Consider the following 22,554-nt stretch of genomic DNA (forward strand, 5'->3'; position numbering starts at 1 on the left):
TTTGGTTTCAGTCCGTCGCAGTACTGTCATTGATGCTCCGATCGAGGCGGTCTGGGAAATTCTGCGCGATTTCAACGGCCATGACCGCTGGCATCCGGCTGTCCGGCGAAGCCGTCTGGACGGCGGCAAGCGCACCGACCAGGTAAGCGCCGTCCGTAATTTCGAGCTTACCGAAGGTGCGCATCTGCGCGAACAACTCCTGTCCATGTCCGACGAGGATCACAGCTTCCGTTATGCGATTGTGGAAAGCGAAATACCGCTTCACAATTATATCGCCGAGGTTTCCCTGAAACCGGTGACCGATGGAAATGGCACCTTCTGGTCCTGGTCATCGCGCTTCGATACGCCAAAGGGGCGGGAGAAGGAGCTTGAGCAGCTTGTCGCCGAAGGGGTTTATCAAGCGGGGTTTGAGGCCGTGCGGACGCGATTGGAACGACAGAGGTCGGGATCGCTGTCGTCAGACCGGCCATTAACGAGATCGACCGCGACCGCCAGTAATGCCGGCCTGCCGGGCATGGCCATGGGGATCAACCGGTATGGCGGACCAGAGGAACTGCAGTCCGTGGAGGTTGTTGCGCCGCCGCCGGGGCCCGGCGAAGTTCGTCTCCGTCAGAGCGCAATCGGCGTCAATTATATCGATGTCTATTGCCGCTCCGGATATTTCAATCTCCTGAAGCCGCCCGGCGTCCCCGGAATGGAGGCGGTGGGGGTTGTCGAGAGCGTTGGCTCCGGCGTCCGCCATTTGTCCGCTGGGCAACGGGTCGGCTATGCCTGCCCACCGGTCGGCGCCTATGCCACCGTGCGCACAATGCCTGCCGCGCTGGTCGTTCCCCTACCTGACCGGATTGATGATGTCACGGCGGCGGCAGCCTTGCTGAAAGGCATGTCGGCGGAATTTCTCCTGCATCGGGTGCATCCCGTCAAAAAGGGCGATGTCGTTCTTGTTTATGCGCCGGCGGGCGGGGTGGGCCGCATTCTCTGTCAATGGGCGAACCATCTCGGTGCGACGGTTATCGGCGCAACATCCAGCGAGGAAAAGGCGCGCATCGCCCGGGCGGCGGGTGCGCATCATGTCCTCTTGCCGGGTGCGGCAAGTCTGGAAGATCAGGTGAAGGCGCTCACACGGGGGCATGGCGCGGATGTCATCTATGATGCGGTGGGCCGGGACAGCTTCGATCACTCGGTGGCGGCGCTCGCGACCTGTGGTCATCTTGTGAGTTTCGGCCAAGCCTCCGGTGATATCGGCGCGCGTGATATTAGTTCACTCGCGTCGAAATCCGCAACAATTTCCCGGCCGAACTTCGGCCATTACACGGACACGCCACAGAAGGTCGCGGCGATCACGAAACGCCTGTTCGACGCGATTGACCGGCATATCATTTCGATAGAGATCGGCCAGCGGTTTCCTCTATCGCGGGCCGCAGACGCCCACCGCGCACTGGAGGCCCGCGAGACAACCGGATCGACCGTGCTTATTCCCGACGACAATCAGAAAGGTAAAATATGAAATTCGCCGTTTTTAACTGGAAGGGAAGGGCTTATGTCGGCCGTGTCATCAACAACGGGAGCGCTATGGAATGCCTGGACTTACCCGGAGACAGTGCCGCCAGAGAAGGGGTTGTCTCGCTGATCGGTCGGCCGTTGCCGTCGGTTCTTGAAACGGTAGCAATGGAAGAGGTCGAGTTGCTGGCGCCTGTTCCGCGTCCGGCCCGCAATATCTTCTGCGTCGGCAAGAATTATCATGAACATGCGCATGAATTCGCCGCCTCCGGCTTCGATAGCTCCGCCGCCAAAGGCGCGGTGCCGGAAGCGCCGATCGTATTCTCGAAACTGCCCGAGACGGTTGTCAGTCCCGGTGCGGCGATCCGCCTTGATGCCTCGGTATCGACCGCCATTGATTACGAAGCGGAACTCGCGGTGATTATTGGTACGTCCGGGCGGAATATTGCGAAGAAAAATGCGCTCGATCATGTCTGGGGCTACACCATCGTCAATGACGTTACCGCGCGGGATTTGCAGGGTTATCACAGTCAATGGCTGATCGGAAAATCCCAGGATACCTTCTGTCCGATGGGGCCCTGGGCCGTTACCGCCGACGAGATCGATCTTGCGGATACGTCGGTGAAATGCTGGGTTAATGATGAGCTGCGGCAGGACTCCAACACGGGCTTGCTCATTTTCGATATCCCGACGATCATCGCCGCAATCTCGAACGGCATCACTTTGCAGCCGGGTGATGTTATTGCCACCGGCACGCCGGCCGGCGTCGGCATCGGTTTCAATCCGCCGAAATACCTGCAACCGGACGATAAGGTGCGGATCGAAATCGGCGGGATCGGGACGCTTGAAAATCCGGTGGAGGCCTACTAGAAAATGACGGATTTTTCGGTCGGCAGCATGAAAGTCGAGGATCAGGGTGAGGGGAGCGCCGTGGTGATGATCCATGGGCTTGGTGGTACGTCCAACAGTTTTCAGACCCTGATGCAATCGATGGACGGGTACCGTGTGCTGCGCCCCGATCTGCCGGGGGCCGGACGCTCGCCCTTGCGGCCGGGACGGCCGGGTATCAGGGGGTTGGTCGCGGCAGTGCTGGATTGCCTGAAGGCGGCGGATATTGCGACGGCGCATTTCGTCGGTCATTCGATGGGCACGATTATCTGCCAGTATCTGGCGATGGAGCACCCGGACCGGGTGCAAAGCCTGACGTTGTTTGGCCCGATTTCAGAACCCCCGGCAGCCGCGCGTGCGGGTCTGTTGGAGCGGGCCGCGACCGCGCGGCGCGAGGGAATGGCCGGCATCGCCGACGTGATCCAAAAGGCAAGCGTTTCGGCGGGCAAGCCCGTGGCGTCGGCATTTGTGCGCGAAAGCCTGCTCCGGCAAGACCCTGCCGGCTATGCCGCGCATTGTCGGGCATTGAGTGACGTCACCGCAGCAGATTTGAAGAAAATCGGATGTTCGACACTCCTTATTGCCGGGGAAGCCGATCCGGTGGCACCCGTCGCCATGGCACAGCAAATGATGCAGCAATTACCCTCGGGAAAACTCGAGATACTGCCCGGCGTGGCCCATTGGATGATGATGGAGGCCCCGGAGACCGCTGCCCGATTACTTCGTTCCCATCTCGACGCCAACAGCAATAGTTAGGGAGACTATATCATGGCCGAAAACATCTTCACGGACTGGAGCGGCACAAGCAGCCGTAACAACGGTAGTTCAGAAATCATCTTCAGCAATGTCCGCATTCTTGATGGCACGGGGGAGGCACCCTATACCGGCGAGGTAACGGTATCGGGCAATCGTATTAAAGCCATCAACCGCTCGGGGATGGGCACAAGCTGGAACAGCAACGGCGGACAGCGCATCGACGGGCGCGGAATGACCCTGATGCCGGGTCTGATCGATTCCCATTTGCATTTGAGCTGGAACAACGCGCCGGGGGTCGATCCGATCCAGATGATGCCCCTAGAAGAACATGTGCTGGTCTGCGTTGAAATGGCGAAAATCGTACTCGACGCCGGTTTTACGGCGGGGCGGGGCGCCGCGGCGGCGAAACCAAGACTGGATGTTGTAATCCGCGATGCAATCAACGCGGGGCGGTTTCCCGGACCGCGCTATACGGCCGCCAGCCCGGAAATCACGACAACCGGTGGTCTCGGCGATGCGTCCCCGCCGCATATCCAGCATGAAGGTTTGAACCTCGGCATCGTCGTTTCCGGGCCGGAAGAAGTCCGCAGAAGGGTCCGGGAGATGATCAAATGGGGCAACGATACGATCAAGCTCAATCTTTCGGGTGAAGAAGTCGCCGGCATGGGTGCGGAAGAGAACCAGATGTCGGATGAGGAAATCGCCATGGCGGTTTCCGAAACCCGTCGGCGCGGCCGCTCGCTTGCGGCGCATGCGCGGTCCGCCGAGTCGATCAAGCTCTGCGTGAAACACGGCATTGAAACCATATATCATGCGTCCTTCACGGATGAGGAAGCGCTGGATATGCTGGAGGCGGCCAAGGACAAACATATTGTCGCCCCGGGGCTTGCCTGGCTGATCAATACGGCCCGCAATGCGGGCGATTACGGCATTAAACCCGGAAGCCCTCTGACCATCGCCTATGAGCGCGAGTTGGAGAACGCCATCGAGAGCATGAAGAAAATGCATAAACGCGGTATTCGTATTGCGATCGGCGGGGACTATGGATTTGCCTGGACGCCGATGGGCACGAACGCCAAGGATCTGGAATATTTCGTCGATATGCTTGGCTTTACCCCCATGGAGGCCATCCTTGCGGGAACCAAGATCGGCGGCCAGATGATGAAGATGGGCGATGAACTCGGGATGATACGCGAAGGCTATCTTGCGGATATGCTGCTCGTCGACGGCGATCCGTCGCGGGACGTGAAAGTTTTGAAGGACAAGAAGCGGCTGGTCGCCATCATGAAGGACGGGAAATTCCACAAGGCGCCCGAAAATCTCGGCTCCGGACTGAGAATTAGCGCGTAACCTCTGTCTGAACCCCGGGGGTTGCATCGTCAAAAATTGACCACGCAGCAAGACGCCGCGATTGGCAGGCCATTTCTATGGCGTTCTAATTAGCGGCTCTTCTCCGTTACAGCGCGCTTTGAATCCGCTGCAATGCGGAAGCTGAAATAAAGCCAGGCGGCCGCTCCCATGAATTTGAAGCCTTCTTCGAAAACCTGGGAATAGGAATATCGCAGTGTAATATGATCTTGAATAAGGTCGGTCATGATGGATGACGCAAGAAGTGAGCCGGCGGCCAGGAAGGCAAATCCGTCGATTTCAGCGATTGTCCGGTAATGACGTGCCATCAGAGCCAGGGCGAGAAATGCATATACAGCATAGCACAAATATTCATTGATATATCGATCATGGATCAGGAAGAGGTCGTCGACCGCCAGCAATAGCGAAAAGGTTCCCACCAGTAAAAGAAGCTCTTTGCGTTTGCTGTTTGATTTAGTGTCTCTAACCGTGGCGGCGGCGAAAAAACAGATTGCGGCTGAAGAGACCCAAATCCAGACGCCAATGTTTGATAAAAACCCCAGAAAACTGGATTTTTCGCTTTGTTGCGCCGGATCTCTCAATATCTCGACAAGATTAAAACCAGCGCCCTTGAGCGTCAGGATAGACACGATATAAAACAGGGCGGCGGGAAGTAAAGCGAGAAGAATAAACCGAAAAATAGTCTTAACGTTTAAGATCTGCGCCAATAGATCGAAAATACTCATTCTTTACCCTTAAATTACCGTAACTTATACCCAGTTTCCTAAGATCAGATTAACCGTGGAACTGGATATCACCAAGAGCTTATTCCAGGTAATTATATTCATAACTCAATGAGGCGGGGTAGCCATCACGCGTCGTTTTCGTCAGCTTCCGAAGGATTTTTCCGCCTGACACCTTTGGGCAGCAGGAAAATTGCCAAATTTGCACATTTGTGACACCTTGTTCGTTTAAGTGACGTCAGATATCCCTAAACGAGGAGGCTGAGAATGAGCGGAGCAGGAGTAGGCTGGATAGCAGCAATTATCATCGGGGGCGTGGCGGGCTGGATCGCGTCGGCGCTCATGAAAGCAAATACGGGAATATTCTTCAATATCATATTGGGAGTTATAGGGGCAGCGGTTGCCAGTTTCCTTTTCGGCCTATTGGGAGTGTCCTTCGGCGGTTGGATCGGTTACCTCATTGCCGGTGTCATAGGTGCCTGCATCCTTGTTGGCATTGTCCGGGCAATTCAAAAATAACCCTTGTCGGCCGGGTTTCCTACCCATCAACATTTTTTGGCGATCACGGCGATAATGTCGCCAAGGCTGATCAGGCCCGGAAAATGTCGACCGGCGAATACCCCGTCCATCGGGCAGCGGTAAAGAACCGGATCAACACCGGTTCTTTCGATGTCGTAAATGCGCGCTATGATCTGCCCTTCCTCGACCTCGTCACCGAGCTCCGCGCAGATTTCGAGGAGACCGGTTGTCTCGCTGGAAACGAAACAACGGCTGTCGGGCATGTCGAGATTTATCGAGTCCGCACGCTCCTGTTCGCCGGCGAGTATCCCGGCTGATTTGAGGGCGTTTCTTATTCCCTTTCTGGCAATGGCGATTGTCTTCGCCCCCGCGCTTCCCCCGCCGCCCAGTTCCGTAGAGATAAAGACTTTCCCCATTTCCTCCGCCGCGCTGTCGTACATTCCCGTCGCATCGACCTCGAGCAGCATAAGCGAATAGGGCGCATTGAACGCCTGCATTAGCTCGACGCATTTCGACTGCTGCGCCTTGTCATGCAGGATATGAGCAGCGCAGAAGGGGAGGAAGTCGAGCGTTTTGCCGCCTGAATGGATGTCGATCACGAAATCAGCCATCGGAAGCAGTTTTCGCTGAAAATAATCGGCAATTTTTTCGGTAACGCTTCCCTTTGGATTCCCCGGAAAACTGCGATTGAGGTTGCCGGAATCGATGGGCGAGGTGCGCCTGCCCGCCCGGAAAGCCGGATAGTTCATCGCCGGAATAATAATAATCCGCCCGCTGATTTCGTTGATATCCAGCTCCGTCGTCAGACCGAACAGCGCGATCGGGCCTTCATATTCGTCGCCATGATTGCCGCCGGTCAGGAGGGCGGTCGGTCCGTCGCCATTCTTGAAAACCGTCAGTGGCGTCATGATCGACCCCCATGCTGAGCCGTCATGGGAGTAGGGGAGCTTCAGATAGCCGTGCTGAACGCCATCTAGCTCAAAATCGACAGTTGGGGAAATCGGATAACCAGTCATCGCCTAGTCTTTCACAATGAGTTCGCGCGGGACCGATGCGAGGCATTCAGGCCCGTTGTCCGTAATAATGATGCTTTCGGTAGTCTCGAGCCCCCAATTGTCCTGCCAAAGACCCGTCATGAAGTGAAAGGTCATGCCGGATTCCAGAACCGTCTTGTCCCCGGGACGTAGGCTCATGGTTCGCTCACCCCAGTCGGGTGGATAGCTTATTCCGATGGGATAACCGGTCCTGTTGTCTTTTACTATTCCGTATTTTTTAAGGACGGCGAAGAAGGCATTGGCGATGTCCTCACAGAGAAATCCGGGCCGGGCTTTTTCAAGGCCGGCTTCCATGCCTTCCTGTACGGCCTTGTCCGCATCCAGAAATTCCTGCGGTGGTTTGCCGAGGAAAATGGTTCGCGACAAGGGCGCATGGTAGCGGCGGTAACATCCCGCAATTTCAAAGAAAGTGCCTTCGCCCGTCTTGAACGGTTTGTCATCCCAGGTGAGGTGCGGCGCCGCCGCATCGGAACCGGAGGGGAGGAGCGGCACAATCGCAGGATAATCGCCGCCATAGCCGTCCGCCCCCCGGATAGCGGTTGCAAATATCTCGGCGACGAGGTTGTTTTTCTTCATCCCGGGCTCAATTTGCTCGGCGATGCGTTTATGCATCTCCTCGACAATCCGCCCGGCCCGGCGCATATAGACCAGTTCCTGTTCGGATTTTACGGCGCGGCACCAGTTTACGAGCCCGGTCGCATTTTCAAATTTCGCGTTCGGCAGATGGTGTTCAAGCGAGCGGTAGGCGGCGGCAGAGAAATAGTAATTGTCCATTTCAACGCCTATTCTGAGACTTCCCCATCCCTTTCCGTCGATGATCTCGCTGAGATAATCCATCGGGTGGCGTTCCGTCGACTGCACATAATGATCGGCATAGAAGAGGATATTTTCCTCCTTCATGAAGACGGTCCTAAGGGCGCCGTTGGCATCCTGCTTTCGTCCATACCAGATCGGCTCGCCGTCCAGCCTCAGCAGAACGCATTGATGGGTATAGAACGACCAGCCGTCATAGCCGGTCAGCCAGGCCATGTTCGACGGATCCGTAACGATCAGCAGATCGAGATTCTTGTCCGCCATTTTTTGCCGCGCTTTGGCGAGGCGGTCCGAATATTCCGATCTTGAAAAGGGAAGAATGACGTCTGGCATGTGATCCTCAAATATCTAGCTAAGGAAAATGGTGCCAGTTTGGCTGGCGTTGGAACGTTTCATGGCCTGCGCGGCAATTGCTGTATCCTGAATGCCCATACCGGTCAGATCGCAGATCGTGATTTCGGTTTCGGACCGTCGGCCGGGGGCGCGGCCCGCGACAATTTCGCCAAGTTCGGGAAGGACAGTGTCTTCTGTTATCAGGCCAGCCTCTATGGCGCCCCGCAACTCCCCCTGCTTTCGGCATTGCGCGAGCCGATCACAGATATAACGATCTGCGCCCATCAGGAATTCAGGCGCGAGTTCCGTTTTGTAATCAGCGTCCGACCCCATCGCCGTGACATGGAGACCGGCATGCAGATGTTCGGCATTCAGGATGGGTACCGTCGACGGCGTTGTCGTGACGATGATGTCGCTCGCCGCGGCAAGTTCATCAACGGATGAGGTGGCAACGGTCTCTATCCCGAGTTGTTGATCACAATCGGCAGCGCAAGCGTCCGCCTTATCCTGATCACGGCCCCAGATGATGGCGCGTTCGATATTACGGACAAGAAGCAGAGCCTCAAGTTGCAGGCGTGCCTGGGTTCCCGTGCCGATAATACCGGCAACCGTTGCATTCTGACGCGACAGATATTTCGCCGCGACCGCACCCGCGGCGGCCGTTCGAACATCCGTTAGATAACCGTTATCGAGCAGCACGGCTTCGACGAGACCTGTCTTCGCCGAAAAGACGACCATCAGGCCGTTGACGCTGGGAAAGCCAAGCTTGGGGTTATCGAAAAAGCCCGGGCTCATCTTGACAGCAAAGGAGGGAATACCCGGGACATAGGCCGTTTTCACATCCAGCTCGCCATTTTGTTCCGGGATATGCATGCTGAGGATTGGCGGCATGGCGACATCCCTGGTCGCGAGCAACTCGAAGGCATTTTCGATGCAGTTGACCGCGTCTGCATCCAGCTGGACTGCGTGCCGAAGATCGCCCTCGTTCAATATCTTGATGTCAGGCATGGGCGCGCTCCGTCATTGACGCATCACGCGCAACATCGACATCTTCCCCGTCGATAATGCGTTTATGAAGCGACATGTCGATGTTGCACCCGCTTAACAGGACGATGCATTTTCCGGGGTTGCGAACCTTCCCCGCGAGAAGGGCGGCGATGCCGACGCTTCCGGAACCTTCAATGATCTGTTTTTCCTGCCAATAGGCATGGCGGATCGCCGCCGCAATCTCTTCCTCGTTTACGGTAATAAGTTCGTCGACATGGTCGCGGACGATATCGAACGTATATCGGTTTTCAAGACCGACGCCGCCGCCGAGAGAATCCGCAAGCGTCGGCAATTCTACAACTTCGACCGGCTGTCCGGCCCTCTGGCTCGCGACCATGGCGGCGCCGCGCTCCATCGAGACGCCAATGACGCGGATATTCCTGTTCAGGGATTTAAGCGCAAGGGCAATCCCAGAGATAAGGCCGCCGCCCGATAGCGGAACGAGGACCGTCTCCAGGTCCGGCATCTCGTCATGAATTTCTAACCCGAGCGTTCCCTGTCCGGCGATAATATCCGGATGATCAAAGGGCGGCAGCATCACCATTTCCTCTTCGCGGACACGCCGGTCTACTTCCTGCTGGGCTTCGTCCTGCGACCGGCCGGTGATACAGACCTCTGCTCCTTCGGTCTTGATCGCGTTCACCTTATTGGCGGGGACCAACTGCGACATACAGATAACGCATTTTGCACCGGATTTTCGCGCCGCGAAGGCGAGCCCGCGTCCATGATTGCCGGTGGAGACACCGACGACGCCCTTGGCGCGCTGATCCTCCGACAGGGAGAGCACCGCGTTCGTCGCCCCCCGCACCTTGAAACTGCCGGTGACCTGGAGATGCTCGCATTTGAGCCAGACGCCCGATCCTGATAATTCGGAAAGGGACTCGGACATCATCAGGGGCGTTGGTCGGATCGTGCCGGCGATCCTCGCGCGGGCGTCACGAATATCTAGCAGGGAAATTGAAGGTACCATTTGCGTAACCTGAAACGTTATGTTGGAACAAACGGCCGTAGCCGAAGAAGGTGCATAAAGCTGTCGTTTTGCCGGTCCTGATATCAGTTTTCCCTGACTACATGGGGGCCATCATACCGGCGTCCTTTCGGCGGTTTTTCCTCCTGTATCCGTTGCCAATGGTTTCACCACCATGACCGGGCAGTTTGCGAGGCTGGTGACCTTATGTGAAACACTTCCCAGCAAGAAGCCTTCCAAATCGCCCTGCCCACGGCTGCCGAGGACAATCAGATCGGCATTATGGTCATTGGCGAAAGCGACGATGGTTCGTGCCGGTTGTCCGCTCTTCACGAAGGCGCGGACGTTCGTGCTTCCCAGATCCTGGGCAAATTTCTTGGCTGCTTCCGCAACTTCCCTGGCATATTCGCGAAGAATGTCATCCATATTTTCCGGCTGTTCCGGCCGCACCATGGACATCGAAGCTTCCAGCAGGCTGTGGTGGCGAAACACCGTCACGATGATCAGCTCGCTGCCGCAAATTTTTTGCAGTTCAACCGCCTTGCGGAGGGCTTCATCGGATCCCTTTGATCCGTCCGAGGGGACAAGTATTATACTGAACATTCTTACACCTCCGCCTTATCGAAACGCCAGGTCGCGCAGGAACAGGGCGATCTGCGGAAAGAATATGAGCGCCGCAGAGACAAACAGCAAAATCACGGTAAAGGGAAAGATACCCCGTATCACATCCATGTAGGGCCGCCGGAAGACAGCGATTGCCGTAAAAATGTCACAGCCGAATGGCGGTGTTGCAGAGCCGATGGCGACCTGTAACGTGATGATCGTGCCGACAAGCACCGGATCCAGATTGACGGCCTCCACGACGGGGACGAAAATCGGGACCAGGACGAGGATCACAACAATCGGATCAACAAACATGCAGCCGATAAAGAATGCGATGGAAATGACCGCCAGCACGCCCTTCGGGCCCATGTCGTCAATACCGACGCTACTCAGGATTTCCTGCGGGATATTTGCGAAGGAGATAACCCAGGAGAAGGCGGCCCCGGCGCCGACAAGAATGAACACGACCGCCGTGATCAGGCCCGTGGATTTGGCGATGGAATAGATATCCGCCATCTTAAGCGATTTGAATACGATGATCTCCAGGATCAGCGCATAAAGAACGCAGGCCGCCGCCGCTTCGGTCGGACTGAAAATGCCGCCATAGATACCGCCGACGATAATCACCGGGAAACCCAATGGCCAAATTGCCTTGCGTGCCGACATCCACCGCTCTTTCCAGGTTGCTTTTGGTTCCGTCGGAACGCCCTTGATCGTCGCATAGACGATGCTGTAGGTGGAGAAGCATACGAGCAGAAGAAGACCCGGTCCGACGCCGGCGATGAACAGCTCTGAAATCGACGTGCTTGAAATGACCCCGTAAATGATCATCCCGATGCTTGGTGGAATGAGGAAGGCGATATCGCTTGCATTGATGATCAGCGCGAGAACGAAGGAATCCTTATACCCGGCTTCCAGCATCCGCGGGCGCAACGGGGAGCCGACCGCCACCACGGTGGCCTGCGTGGAGCCGGAGACCGCGCCGAACAAGGTGCAGGCGGTAGCCGTGCTGACCGCGAGGCCGCCTTTAATATGACCGATAAATTTCATAACGAGATCAATAAGGCGGTTTGCCGATTGGCCGCGGGTCATGATCTCGGCCGCCAGAATAAACATCGGGACCGCGATAAGCGAGGCGGGACGGATGCCGGCCAGCATTTGCTGGACCATAAACTCCATTTTTCCGAACCCGTTGAACAGATCGTAAAATCCGTAGAACGCCCCGAGCAGCAGCGGCACCATCATCGGAAAGCCGGCCAGAAGCAGAACGATCATAATTGTTGCAATTTTTACAGCCATGATACGCTACCTCACACTTCAAGCTCATCGTCGTCATATCCCTCGAGCACATGGGTCGAGAGATAGATATCCTTCTCCGTGATGTTCTTGACGGCTGTCAGTGCGTATTGGATGCCGGTGACGAAGAACCCAACGGGAACCCAAAGAAAAATAGTAAAGACGGGGATTTGCAGGGACGGGAGAATGCGCCCCGAACTGGCGACTTTAATGATGTAGCCAATCGAGAAATAACAAAGCGCAAACATGGTAATCGCCGTAATTATCGCAATGGCGATCATCAGGATTTTGCGCAATCGCGGCGAGAGGATGTCGAAAATGGCCGACATGCGGATATGACGGCCGTATCTCGCCGCATAGCCGATCCCGGCGAACGTAATCAGAATGATGAGAATGCGGTTCAACTCTTCGGTAAAGAAGATGCTGTATTGAAAAATGAACCTGCAGACAACATTGATGACGGTATTTGCCGCCATCAAAATGACGCCGCCCGCAAGAATTAGCGCCTCGAAACGGCTGATAAACGTGTCGAGCGTGCCCAGAAACCCCGGCAAGGTCGATCTATACTGCTTCTTCTCTCCCTCGGATGACGCCATAACTCTCTCCTTGCACTGGGAAGGCACCGCCCGCCGTCACCTTAAGGGACGGGCGGGCAGTGAAATGGGAGGGCGATGATCACTTCATCGCGGCCTTGAGATCGGCTTTCATCTGTTCGAGGATTGCCTTGCCGCTATCACCGGTCATTTCGATGAATTTTTCTTCAACCGTTGCCGCGGCGGCCTTGAAAGGCGCGCGTTCTTCTTCGCTCAACACGACGACCTTCATGTCCGGCTTGGCTTTCTTGATATTCTCAATCGCCTGTTCGCTCAATCCTTTCTGATAATCGAGAATATATTCGAACGCAGCGTCTGTTGCGGCCTGGATGGCTTTCTTATCTTCATCACTCAGTCCGTCATAAAACTCCTTGTTCGCCATGACGGCCGTGGTGAAATTGTTATGACCGGCATAGGTGATGACATCCGTTACCTCATACATTTTTGTTGAATCAACGAAAAACAGAGGATTTTCCTGGCCCTGGATGATGTTTGTTTGCAGTCCGCCATACACTTCGCCCCAGGGAAGCGGAGTTGGGGTCGCCCCGAAAGCCTTGTAGGATTCCACAAGAAGCGGGTTCGTCATAACACGAAACTTCACTTCATCCAGATCGCTGGGGCTGCGAACTTCTTCTTTCGTGGTCATGACCACTTCGCCTTCGGGGAACATGGTCAGAAGCTCAAGGTTCTGCTGCGCGTAGAGGTCCTTGAAATTTTCATTGATGGCCTTGCTGTTGCGGAAGAAGGAGTTGAGCTCCTTCGTGTCGGAGGGAAGCAGATAGGGGACGAAAAAGACTTGCGCTTCCGGGATCAGTGAGCCGGTAAAACCCGGTGATTGGTCGACGAATTGCAGAATGCCGGCCTGGGCCTGCTCCATAATATCCGCGGATTCACCCAATGTGCCATAGGGATATAGCTGGACCTCGTGGTCAGTATTTTTCTCCAGTTCTTCCTTGAACTTGGTTGCAAAGACACCCTGAACATCCGTGATCGCTTCCTCAAACGCATATTTCCAGGTATCGGCCTTGGCGGTCGACATACCTGCGGCGAATACCGCCGCCATGGCAATGCCACCCAGGTATTTTTGATTGAAAAATTTCATGACAGATTCTCTCCCTAATCGAAGTTCATTCGAATTTTAGCCTGCATATTTTATACTGACCGGGTCGCAAGCAGCCCCGTTAGACATGGAAATCGCGTTGATATGGAGAATAGCCGGACAAGCAACACCCCCGTATCAGCCGCCGTTGTCGCGAGAATGAGCTATTATTGTATTGCTAGTCAATAAAAGTATTGTAGCAGTACAATTACAGAGTGTGGGTGATTGGTTCTGGCGGGCGGCGCAGAAGATTGCGGATCGCCGACAGGCCGCGGCGGAACCTTTTCGGATCCCGTGTACCGGCGACGGCGATGCGGACGGCGTTCGTTGCCGGAGAATTCGGCGTCAGAAACGGTTGCGTCGGCGCAACGGCGATGCCGAGCGAACGGGCGTGATTCACGTAGGTTGCCGTGTCCCATCCTGCCGGGAGGTCAAGCCAGAAATGCAGGGAATTGGGATGGCCGCGCCAATTGAGCCCTCCCATTTCCTCTTCAACGATCTTATACCGTTCGGATAGGGCGTCCTGTTGCCAGCGGACAAGCTGGTCGGCGGTTCCATCCATTATCCAGCGGCTGGCCAGTTCCGATATGAGGGGCGTAGCCATCCAGCTGAACGCCACCAATCGCCCGGTAATTGCCGGAATCAGGCTGTCCGGGGCAACGAGATATCCGGTGCGAAGTCCCGGGACGGTACATTTCGTGAAGGAGGTGAGATATATCGTCCGTTCCGGCGCGAGCGTGGCGATAGGGTCTGGGCGATCCTTGATCAGCGGACCCCAGGCCTCATCCTCGATAATAAGGACGTCATATTTACGGGCGATTCGGACGAGCTCCTTGCGCCTTTCCATCGACATCATTGTCGTCAGCGGATTGGCGATGGTCGGTACGCTGAAATAGACTTTTACCTCGTGATTTCTGCAGGCGTCTTCAAATGCGTCCGGACGGACGCCTTCTTCGTCATATTCAAGGCCTTGAAGCCTGAGTCCGAGGTAGGAACAGAGCGACACCATCAGATGATGGACGATTGATTCGGCGACGACAATTTCCCCCGGTCGCGTAATGGCCGCAAGGGCAATCGCCATGCCATGGGTCACCCCGTTGGTCATGATGACTGAATCCGCCCCAACCTCGAGATGGCAGCCGGCAAGCCAGTTGGCCCCCGCTTCGCGGTGCTTGCGCAGTCCGACATTTGGGCGGCAGGCAAGATAGGTATCGTGGTCGAGGGCGTCAGGGAGCGATTTCAGGGCGGATTCCATCGTCTCGATATGGACGCTGTTGAAGAGCGGACGGGATATGGAAAGATCGATAATTTCTCCGTCGCCCCTTTCCATCAGATAGGGTTGGCTGGACGAAAGATTGGGGTCCAGCACATAGGTGCCCCGGCCGACATGGCCGTCAATCAGGCGTTGCCGCTTGAGTTCGTCATAGGCCTTGCCCACCGTATGGACGCTGATTCCGAGCTTATGGGCTAGCGTGCGATGCGGGAGCAATTGCGTGCCGACGGCAAGCCGCCCGTCAGCGATCGCATCCTTCATGGCGGAAACGAGACTGGTGTGGATCGGGCGGGATAACTCGTCACGGTTTGGTATCCAAATTGTCATGCATCAATATAATGATTGACCGAATTTTATTGCAAGACAATTCTAGGTATTCTTCACGATGACACTGGAATGAAAAATGGCGCTTCGACTCGACGAGCGGGATTTGAAAATACTGGCCGTTTTGCAGGCCAACGGTCGGATCACCAAGACGGAACTCGCCGAAAAGGTCAATCTGTCCCCGACACCCTGCTGGGAACGGTTGCGGCGGCTGGAGGAATCCGGAATTATTGAAGGCTACGGTGCCCGGATCTCCCTTAAAATACTCGGCTCCTTTTCGGTTATTTTCATGGAAGCCGAAATCAATAGCCACCGCGCCAGTGATTTCGAGAAGTTTGAAAATGCCCTTCAGGACATACCCGAAATAGCGGAATGCTGGGCCGTCGGTGGCGGGATCGACTATATCGTCAAATTTATCTGTAAAGACGTCGATACCTATCAACGGCTTGTCGACAGGTTGCTGCATTCGGATATCGGATTGCGGCGCTACTATTCCTATGTGGTAACGAAACCGGTAAAGGCGCGCGCCGTTCCGGCCCTCGAGCTTTATGAACCCAATAAATAATCCAGGAGACTTTTTCTGCCAGGACGCTCTTTAGGGGAGAGTTTCTCCGACTTTGCGCGGAAATATAAAAGCACCTTCTGAGCGAGAAAAGCTAGGGTTTCGCTTGAAACGCAGGAAAGGAGAGTTTGGCATGAACGCGGAACATAAGAAGCTGGAGTATGTCGAAGAGATCAATCTTCTCTCGGATCCATCGCTGCTCCGGGAGTTTGCCTATATCGGTGGAAAATGGGTGGCCGCAGAGGACGGCAATACCCTGAGCGTGTTAAATCCCGCAGATGGCAGGCGGATCGCCACAGTTGCGAGCCTCTCAGCCCGTGAAAGCGAAGCCGCGGTTGACGCTGCCGACGCGGCATTTCCCGATTGGGCCGCTAGGCTGCCGCAGGAAAGAGCGTCGGTGATCAATCGCTGGGGCAGACTGATGATGGAGCATCAGGAGGATCTTGCCCTGATCATGACTCTGGAGCAGGGAAAGCCGATTTCCGAGGCCCGCGGAGAAATCAGCTACGGCGCGTCCTTTGCCGAGTTTTTTGCCGAAGAGGCAAAGCGCACGGACATCATCGGCGTGACATCTCACCTTCCCAACGCGGAAATTGAAGTCTGGCTTGAACCGATCGGCGTGGCGGCGCTTGTTACGCCCTGGAATTTTCCAAATGCCATGATAACGCGAAAGGCCGCCGCGGCGCTCGCTATCGGATGCGCGGTCGTCGTGCATCCGTCCAAAGAGACACCGCTTTCCGCGCTGGCATTGGCGGAGCTTGCGCACCGGGCCGGCATTCCAGCGGGCGTCTTCAATGTCGTCACGGGCGAACCCGCTGATATTGTCGGGGCTTGGACAGCGGATCACCGGGTGCGCGCTCTTTCCTTCACCGGCTCCACTGAGATCGGGCGGCTGCTCTATTCCCAATGCGCGCCGACGATTAAACGGCTCAGCCTGGAGTTGGGCGGACATGCTCCCTTTATCGTTTTTGCTGACGCGGATATTCCAAAAGCGGTCGAGGAGGCGATCACCGCGAAATTTGCGACGTCGGGGCAGGACTGCCTTGGTGCCAACCGGTTTTTGATCGAACGGCCCGTTTACGAACAGTTCTGTGACGAATTTACCCGCCGAACGAAGAGCCTCACGGTCGACAAGGGTGTGAATGACCCTGACATCGGGCCGCTGATGAACGAGGGAGCTGTCGCCAAGCAACAAAGCCATGTGGAGGATGCCATTGCCAAGGGCGCCCGGCTTGCCTGCGGCGGTAATACTCTTAAAAATGGCCCACTTTTTTATGCGCCGACCGTCCTCACCGATGTGTCGGACGACGCGCTGATCATGCGGGAGGAAACTTTCGGACCTGTCGCGGCTATTGCCCCATTCGATAGCGAAGACGACGTTATCCGGCAGGCGAACGCGACGGAATATGGCCTGATGGCCTATCTGCATACAAAGGATCCGTCGCGCATCTACCGGATGAGCCGGGCGTTGGAATTTGGCATGGTGGGTGTAAACCGCACCAAGGTGACCGGTGCGCCGATTCCTTTTGGTGGGATGAAACAATCCGGCCTCGGGCGAGAGGGCTCGCGTCACGGCATCGAGGCTTTTTCCGATATCAAGTATGTTTGCCGCGATTGGGCCTAGGCCCCGAATTTAACTCAGGAGAGACAAATGCTTACAAACGATCAACTCAGCCTCTGGGACCGCGAAAACTTTTTCCACCCCTCCACGCACCTCGCACAATTCGCGCGCGGCGAAATGCCGAGCCGCATTATCAAAACCGGTGAAGGGGTTTATATTACCGACCGCGACGGAAACAGGCTCCTCGATGCGTTCGCCGGTCTTTATTGCGTCAATATCGGATATGGCCGCCAGGAAGTTGCCGAGGCGATCGCCGCACAGGCGCGCGAACTTGCCTACTATCATTCCTATGTCGGGCATGGCACAGAGGCGTCGATAACCCTTTCGAAAATGATCATCGACCGCGCCCCGAAGAACATGAGCAAGGTTTACTTCGGCCTTTCCGGGTCGGACGCCAACGAGACGAATATCAAGCTCATCTGGTACTATAACAATATCCTCGGGCGGCCGGAGAAAAAGAAAATCATCTCGCGCTGGCGGGGCTATCATGGTTCTGGGTTGATGACCGGCTCGCTTACCGGGTTAGAGCTGTTTCACAAGAAATTCGATCTGCCGCTTGCGCAGGTGATCCATACGGAAGCGCCCTATTATTTCCGGCGCGAGGACCAGTCGCTTTCGGAGGAGGAATTCTCCGCCTACTGCGCGAACGAACTTGAAAAATTAATCCTGGAGGAGGGGCCGGATACCATTGCCGCCTTTATCGGTGAGCCGGTGCTCGGCACGGGTGGCCTGGTGCCGCCGCCGGCTGGTTACTGGACCGCGGTCCAGGACGTACTGAAAAAATACGATATCCTGCTGATCGCGGATGAGGTGGTGACCGGCTTTGGGCGCTTGGGAAGCATGTTCGGATCTGACCATTACGGGATCGAGGCGGATATCATAACCTCTGCCAAGGGATTGACTTCGGCCTATGCGCCGCTCTCTGCCTCGATCGTGTCTGATAAAGTCTGGAAAGTGTTGGAACAGGGGACGGATCAGCTCGGGCCGATAGGGCATGGCTGGACCTATTCCGCGCATCCCATCGGCGCCGCGGCAGGTGTTGCCAATCTGAAGCTTATTGATGAATTGGGTGTCGTTGAAAATGCGGGCACGGTCGGAAGCTATTTCAAGAAAGCCATGACCGAGGCACTTGGCGATCATCCGAACGTTGGCGATATCCGCGGCGAGGGACTGATGCTCGCCGTCGAATTTGTTGAGGATCGAAATGCGCGACGGTTTTTCGAACCGTCCCTTGCGACAGGCGGCAAGGTGGCCGGCGCGCTATTGAAACGCGGGGTCATCGCGCGGGCCATGCCGCAAGGCGATATCATCGGGTTTGCGCCGCCTCTCTGCCTGAGCAACGCCGAGGCCGACGCAATTGTCGATGCGATGAAAGGGGCGGTCGGCGAGGTTTTCTCTTAAGGTAAGGCTTTCGGAAAAAAACGCCAAACGGCAATTCCGGCAGGCTCCGGTGCCGACATTCCACCTTGCGAAACCAAGTTAGAAAAAGCGAACCCGATATTCCAACGGGTTCGCCTATCTCATATCGGCGCCGGAGATTTTCCCATAAGCGGATTTTTAGCTGTCGAGACGTTCGATAATAATGGCTGGTGCCATGCCGCCGGCGGCGCACATCGTCACCAGACCGAGCTTTTTGTCCTGCCGTTCCAGCTCGTCGAGCAAGGTGCCGATGAGGACCGATCCGGTCGCGCCGATGGGATGACCAAGCGCCATTGCCCCGCCATTGACATTGACCTTGTCCCGGTCGAGCTTCAGATCGCGGATGAATTTTTCGGCGACGACGGCGAAGGCCTCGTTGATCTCCCACAGATCGATATCGTCAGGCGTCAGACCGGCGCGGGCGAGAGCTTTTCTCGCCGCCGGGACCGGCGCGTTCAGCATCAGCGTCGGGCAGTCGCCCATATTCGCCGTGGCGACGATGCGGGCGCGGGGTTTGAGGTTATGCTTCTTCGCATAATCCTCCGATGCGAGCAGCAGCGCCGCCGCGCCGTCGACAACGCCCGAAGAATTGCCCGCATGATGGACATGGTTGAATTCCTTGATTTCAGGATATTTCCGTGTGATCAGGCTGCCATATGTCTCGCCGGTCTCATCGACAGCGATATCGCGGAACATATCGAAGACGGTCCGAAGGTTCGAAAGGCTCTCCATTGTCGTTCCGGGACGCGGAAATTCTTCTCTGTCGAGGGCAATGGAACCATCGGGATTCTTCACGGGTACGAGCGACCTGTCGAACCGGCCTTCCTTTATCGCCCGGTCGGCGCGTTTCTGGCTTTCGACGGCGAGTTCGTCGACGGCTTTACGGTCAATGCCTTCAAGGGTGGCAATCGCATCCGCACAGACCCCCTGTTGCGACTGTGGATGAATTTCCCGCAGTTCGAGATTGCCCTTGTCGAGCATCGACGGCGTGTTGGGATCGGCGATGGAGGCTGTATAGCTCATCATTTCGGTGCCGCCCGCGATCAGCAGATCTTCCATGCCCGACATGATCTGCGCGGCGGCAAGATTGACCGTGGTAATGCCGGAGCCGCAGAAACGGTCCAGTGTCAGGCCGGAGGCCTTGATATCGTAGCCGGCGGCGAGGGCTGACATGCGGCCAAGATCGCTCGACTGTTTGCCAACCTGGGTTGAGGTGCCCCAGATGATGTCGTCGACTTGCGATGTATCGAGGCTGTTCCGCTCGGCGAGAGCCTTGAGAACCGTGGCGCCGAGATGCTGCGGGTGCAGATGGGCGAGGGCGCCCTTGCCAACCTTGCCGATGCCGCGCGGCGTTCGGCAGGTGTCGATGATATATGCGTCGGTCATTTTCCTGATCCTTTGTTGATTGATTTAGCGGGGTGCCATGCGGATTGCGCCGTCAAGGCGGACGTCTTCGCCGTTGAAATATCCGTTCCGGCACATCTCGATCGCGAGAGATGCGTATTCGTCCGGATTGCCGAGGCGGGAAGGGTTCGGAACCTGAGCGGCAAGCGCGGCCTTCACCTTTTCGGGTGCGCCCTGCAACAGGGGTGTATCGAAGATGCCGGGCAAAATCGTGTTGACGCGGATAAGCTCCTGCGCGAGGTCGCGGGCGATGGGCAATGTCATGCCAACAACGCCGCCCTTGGATGCGGAGTAGGAGGCCTGACCGACCTGGCCGTCCTCCGCGGCGACAGAGGCTGTGTTGATGATAACCCCGCGTTCGCCGTCGATCGGATCAAGGGTCATCATTCCGGCGGCCGATTTCGCGATGCAGCGGAAGGTGCCGATGAGGTTGATCTGAATGATCAGCTCGAACTTGTCGAGCGGGAAGTGCTTGATTTCACCAGTTTCGCGGTCACGGCTCGCGGTCTTGATGGCATTGCCGGTGCCGGCGCAGTTGACGAGGATCCGCTCCTGTCCGAGTTTGGCGCGTATCGCGGCAAAGCCGGCATCAACATCTTCTTCGGAGGTGACATTCACCTTGGCGAAGGCGCCGCCGATTTCCTTGGCGAGCGCCATACCCTTTTCTTCATTGAGATCGAAAATGCCGACTTTTACACCGTTTTTCGCGAGTTTCCGCGCTGTCGCCGCGCCAAGACCCGATGCGCCGCCGGTGACAACAGCTGTGATACCATCAAGATTCATTTTTTGCCTCTCCGCTTATTCTGATTTTTTATTCAGGGACAAATTCGTTTTGTTTTTCTTGTTTCTTCTCTTCCGGGTTTCAACCGGTATCCGGCCCCTCTCCATAGTTCCGGACAATTGCCGCCGTCGCATGCGACGTCTGGCGAAGCTGCCATGATAATGAACACTATGCGTGATGCGCAATAGATTTGGCAAAGGCTATTAAATGATGGAGCGGTGGCACGCGATGTGAATATTTCCGTCATTGATTTACACGGCGTTCCGGTTAAGCTGAATTACGTTCAAAAAACTCAACTAAAAAAAGGACGGCAGGGCGATGTCAGGCGAGACGAATTTCAATTTACCGGAAGAACTTGTTCGTTACCTCAAAACGCTCGATGACTTTATCGAGAAGGAAATCAAGCCGCTGGAAGAGCAGGACGACAACATCCGCTTTTTCGATCACCGCCGGGAGGATGCCCGTACGGATTGGGACCGCGACGGCCTGCCAAACGCGGACTGGGAGGCACTGTTATATGAAGCGAAGCGGCGCGCCGACAAGGCGGGCCATTTCCGGTATCCGCTGCCGCGCGAATATGGCGGGCAGGAAGGCACCAATCTCGGCATGGCCGTTATTCGGGAGCATTTCGCGACAAAAGGCCTTGGTCTTCACAATGACCTGCAGAACGAGCATTCGATCGTCGGGAATAATGTAGGCGTCCTGCTTATGCTGGCCTACGGATCACCGCAGCAAAAGGACGAATGGATCGAGGATTTGCTGCAGGGACGGCGGCGGTTTGCCTTCGGCATCACCGAGCCCAATCACGGATCTGACGCCACGCATATGGAGACGACCGCCGTTCGCGACGGCGACGACTGGATCATTAACGGGGAGAAAACCTGGAACACCGGCATTCATACCGCCAGCCATGACCTTATTTTTGCGCGTACGTCAGGAAATGCGGGCGACGGGTACGGGATTACCTGCTTTCTGGTACCGACGGACACGGAAGGTTTCAAGGTGGAGGAATTCCTCTGGACGTTCAACATGCCGACGGATCACGCGCATATCTCACTCACTCAAGTGAGGGTACCGCATAGCTCGATCCTGGGTGAAGAGGGGCGCGGCCTTCAGGTGGTGCAGCATTTTTTCAATGAAAACCGCATCCGGCAAGCGGCGTCGAGCCTTGGCGCTGCGCAATATTGCATCAACGAGGCAGTGGCTTACGCGAAGGAACGCAAACCCTTCGGTAAGGCGTTAGCGACCAATCAGGGGATACAGTTCCCTCTGGTTGAGCTTCAGACGCAATGCGAGATGCTCCGGGCATTGATCCACAAGACCGCCTGGATGATGGACGAATATGGCGCGTTCAGTGTCTCTGACAAGGTGTCCATGTGCAATTACTGGGCGAACCGTCTCTGTTGCAATGCCGCCGATCAGGCGATGCAGGTCCATGGCGGCATGGGCTATTCCCGCTACAAGGCGTTTGAGCATATCTACCGTCATCATCGCCGCTACCGCATCACCGAGGGGGCGGAGGAAATCCAGATGCGCCGCGTCGCCGGCTATATGTTCGGTTTTATGAAGCAAAGCGCGCCCAAGGGCGTGCAGGAATAATCCGTTGATATA

The 22,554-nt window shown here is 56.2% G+C and carries 21 protein-coding genes; 9 read left to right on the forward strand and 12 right to left on the reverse strand.

The genetic code is table 11. The annotated features are described in order from the left end of the window. Nucleotide 1: 1 nt before the first annotated feature. The 4 genes from GQF03_RS10835 to GQF03_RS10850 are packed head-to-tail and all read left to right on the forward strand — an operon-like array spanning nucleotide 2 to nucleotide 4,494. Nucleotides 2-1,507, forward strand: a complete 1,506-nt coding sequence (locus tag GQF03_RS10835; protein WP_161339285.1) for an SRPBCC family protein — start codon at nucleotides 2-4, stop codon at nucleotides 1,505-1,507. Next, on the forward strand, nucleotides 1,504-2,370 hold the full coding sequence (locus tag GQF03_RS10840; RefSeq protein ID WP_161339286.1) for a fumarylacetoacetate hydrolase family protein: 867 nt from the start codon (nucleotides 1,504-1,506) through the stop codon (nucleotides 2,368-2,370). The genes GQF03_RS10835 and GQF03_RS10840 overlap by 4 nt, the downstream gene beginning before the upstream one ends. 3 nt (nucleotides 2,371-2,373) lie before the next feature. Beyond that, nucleotides 2,374-3,144: an alpha/beta fold hydrolase gene (locus GQF03_RS10845; protein WP_161339287.1), complete on the forward strand. Its 771-nt coding sequence runs from the start codon at nucleotides 2,374-2,376 to the stop codon at nucleotides 3,142-3,144. A gap of 12 nt (nucleotides 3,145-3,156) precedes the next feature. Next, a complete protein-coding gene (locus GQF03_RS10850) occupies nucleotides 3,157-4,494 on the forward strand; it encodes a metal-dependent hydrolase family protein (RefSeq protein ID WP_161339288.1) in 1,338 nt (445 codons plus the stop codon). Nucleotides 4,495-4,583: 89 nt separating this feature from the next. Here GQF03_RS10850 and GQF03_RS10855 read toward each other — a convergent pair whose 3' ends face one another. Continuing rightward, nucleotides 4,584-5,237: an oxidase gene (locus GQF03_RS10855; RefSeq protein ID WP_162858464.1), complete on the reverse strand. Its 654-nt coding sequence runs from the start codon at nucleotides 5,235-5,237 to the stop codon at nucleotides 4,584-4,586. Nucleotides 5,238-5,501: 264 nt separating this feature from the next. On the opposite strand from GQF03_RS10855, the gene GQF03_RS10860 reads away from it, so the two are divergent. Beyond that, nucleotides 5,502-5,753 (forward strand): GlsB/YeaQ/YmgE family stress response membrane protein, encoded by a 252-nt coding sequence (locus GQF03_RS10860; protein ID WP_161339289.1) that lies wholly within the window; start codon nucleotides 5,502-5,504, stop codon nucleotides 5,751-5,753. A 26-nt stretch (nucleotides 5,754-5,779) separates the two neighbouring features. Here GQF03_RS10860 and doeB read toward each other — a convergent pair whose 3' ends face one another. From doeB to ehuR, 9 genes are all read right to left on the reverse strand, one after another. Then, the gene (gene doeB, locus GQF03_RS10865; protein WP_161339290.1) at nucleotides 5,780-6,769 is read right to left on the reverse strand and encodes a N(2)-acetyl-L-2,4-diaminobutanoate deacetylase DoeB; all 990 of its coding nucleotides are present in this window, start codon (nucleotides 6,767-6,769) and stop codon (nucleotides 5,780-5,782) included. Nucleotides 6,770-6,772: 3 nt separating this feature from the next. Further along, the gene (gene doeA, locus GQF03_RS10870) at nucleotides 6,773-7,954 is read right to left on the reverse strand and encodes an ectoine hydrolase DoeA (protein ID WP_161339291.1); all 1,182 of its coding nucleotides are present in this window, start codon (nucleotides 7,952-7,954) and stop codon (nucleotides 6,773-6,775) included. A 15-nt stretch (nucleotides 7,955-7,969) separates the two neighbouring features. Beyond that, the gene (locus GQF03_RS10875; protein WP_161339292.1) at nucleotides 7,970-8,962 is read right to left on the reverse strand and encodes a cyclodeaminase; all 993 of its coding nucleotides are present in this window, start codon (nucleotides 8,960-8,962) and stop codon (nucleotides 7,970-7,972) included. Beyond that, on the reverse strand, nucleotides 8,955-9,971 hold the full coding sequence (gene eutB, locus GQF03_RS10880) for a hydroxyectoine utilization dehydratase EutB (protein ID WP_161339293.1): 1,017 nt from the start codon (nucleotides 9,969-9,971) through the stop codon (nucleotides 8,955-8,957). Before eutB ends, GQF03_RS10875 begins: the two co-directional genes overlap by 8 nt. 111 nt (nucleotides 9,972-10,082) lie before the next feature. Continuing rightward, nucleotides 10,083-10,571 (reverse strand): universal stress protein, encoded by a 489-nt coding sequence (locus tag GQF03_RS10885; protein ID WP_161339294.1) that lies wholly within the window; start codon nucleotides 10,569-10,571, stop codon nucleotides 10,083-10,085. A gap of 15 nt (nucleotides 10,572-10,586) precedes the next feature. Beyond that, a complete protein-coding gene (locus GQF03_RS10890) occupies nucleotides 10,587-11,870 on the reverse strand; it encodes a TRAP transporter large permease (protein WP_161339295.1) in 1,284 nt (427 codons plus the stop codon). Between the two features lie 11 nt (nucleotides 11,871-11,881). Then, nucleotides 11,882-12,463, reverse strand: coding sequence for a TRAP transporter small permease (locus tag GQF03_RS10895; protein WP_161339296.1), 582 nt, complete (start codon nucleotides 12,461-12,463; stop codon nucleotides 11,882-11,884). Nucleotides 12,464-12,542: 79 nt separating this feature from the next. Further along, complete coding sequence (locus tag GQF03_RS10900) at nucleotides 12,543-13,523, reverse strand: TRAP transporter substrate-binding protein (protein ID WP_380744190.1); 981 nt, start codon at nucleotides 13,521-13,523, stop codon at nucleotides 12,543-12,545. 244 nt (nucleotides 13,524-13,767) lie between these two features. After that, nucleotides 13,768-15,159: a MocR-like ectoine utilization transcription factor EhuR gene (ehuR, locus tag GQF03_RS10905; RefSeq protein ID WP_161339298.1), complete on the reverse strand. Its 1,392-nt coding sequence runs from the start codon at nucleotides 15,157-15,159 to the stop codon at nucleotides 13,768-13,770. Nucleotides 15,160-15,235: 76 nt separating this feature from the next. On the opposite strand from ehuR, the gene GQF03_RS10910 reads away from it, so the two are divergent. The 3 genes from GQF03_RS10910 (at nucleotide 15,236) to GQF03_RS10920 (ending at nucleotide 18,740) form a co-directional block, all read left to right on the forward strand. Further along, entirely contained in the window at nucleotides 15,236-15,721 is a 486-nt protein-coding gene (locus GQF03_RS10910) for an Lrp/AsnC family transcriptional regulator (protein ID WP_161339299.1), read from the forward strand. 130 nt (nucleotides 15,722-15,851) lie between these two features. Next, nucleotides 15,852-17,342: an NAD-dependent succinate-semialdehyde dehydrogenase gene (locus GQF03_RS10915; RefSeq protein ID WP_161339300.1), complete on the forward strand. Its 1,491-nt coding sequence runs from the start codon at nucleotides 15,852-15,854 to the stop codon at nucleotides 17,340-17,342. 27 nt (nucleotides 17,343-17,369) lie between these two features. Then, complete coding sequence (locus GQF03_RS10920; protein ID WP_161339301.1) at nucleotides 17,370-18,740, forward strand: aspartate aminotransferase family protein; 1,371 nt, start codon at nucleotides 17,370-17,372, stop codon at nucleotides 18,738-18,740. Nucleotides 18,741-18,896: 156 nt separating this feature from the next. Here GQF03_RS10920 and GQF03_RS10925 read toward each other — a convergent pair whose 3' ends face one another. Continuing rightward, nucleotides 18,897-20,144: an acetyl-CoA C-acetyltransferase gene (locus GQF03_RS10925; RefSeq protein ID WP_161339302.1), complete on the reverse strand. Its 1,248-nt coding sequence runs from the start codon at nucleotides 20,142-20,144 to the stop codon at nucleotides 18,897-18,899. Between the two features lie 24 nt (nucleotides 20,145-20,168). After that, nucleotides 20,169-20,945, reverse strand: a complete 777-nt coding sequence (locus GQF03_RS10930) for an SDR family NAD(P)-dependent oxidoreductase (protein ID WP_161339303.1) — start codon at nucleotides 20,943-20,945, stop codon at nucleotides 20,169-20,171. A gap of 316 nt (nucleotides 20,946-21,261) precedes the next feature. On the opposite strand from GQF03_RS10930, the gene GQF03_RS10935 reads away from it, so the two are divergent. Continuing rightward, on the forward strand, nucleotides 21,262-22,542 hold the full coding sequence (locus GQF03_RS10935) for an acyl-CoA dehydrogenase family protein (RefSeq protein ID WP_161339304.1): 1,281 nt from the start codon (nucleotides 21,262-21,264) through the stop codon (nucleotides 22,540-22,542). The last annotated feature ends 12 nt before the right edge of the window (nucleotides 22,543-22,554 follow it).

Origin of the sequence: Sneathiella chungangensis, from assembly GCF_009882935.1 — a bacterium.
In the GTDB taxonomy this organism is placed as follows: Bacteria; Pseudomonadota; Alphaproteobacteria; order Sneathiellales; family Sneathiellaceae; genus Sneathiella; species Sneathiella chungangensis.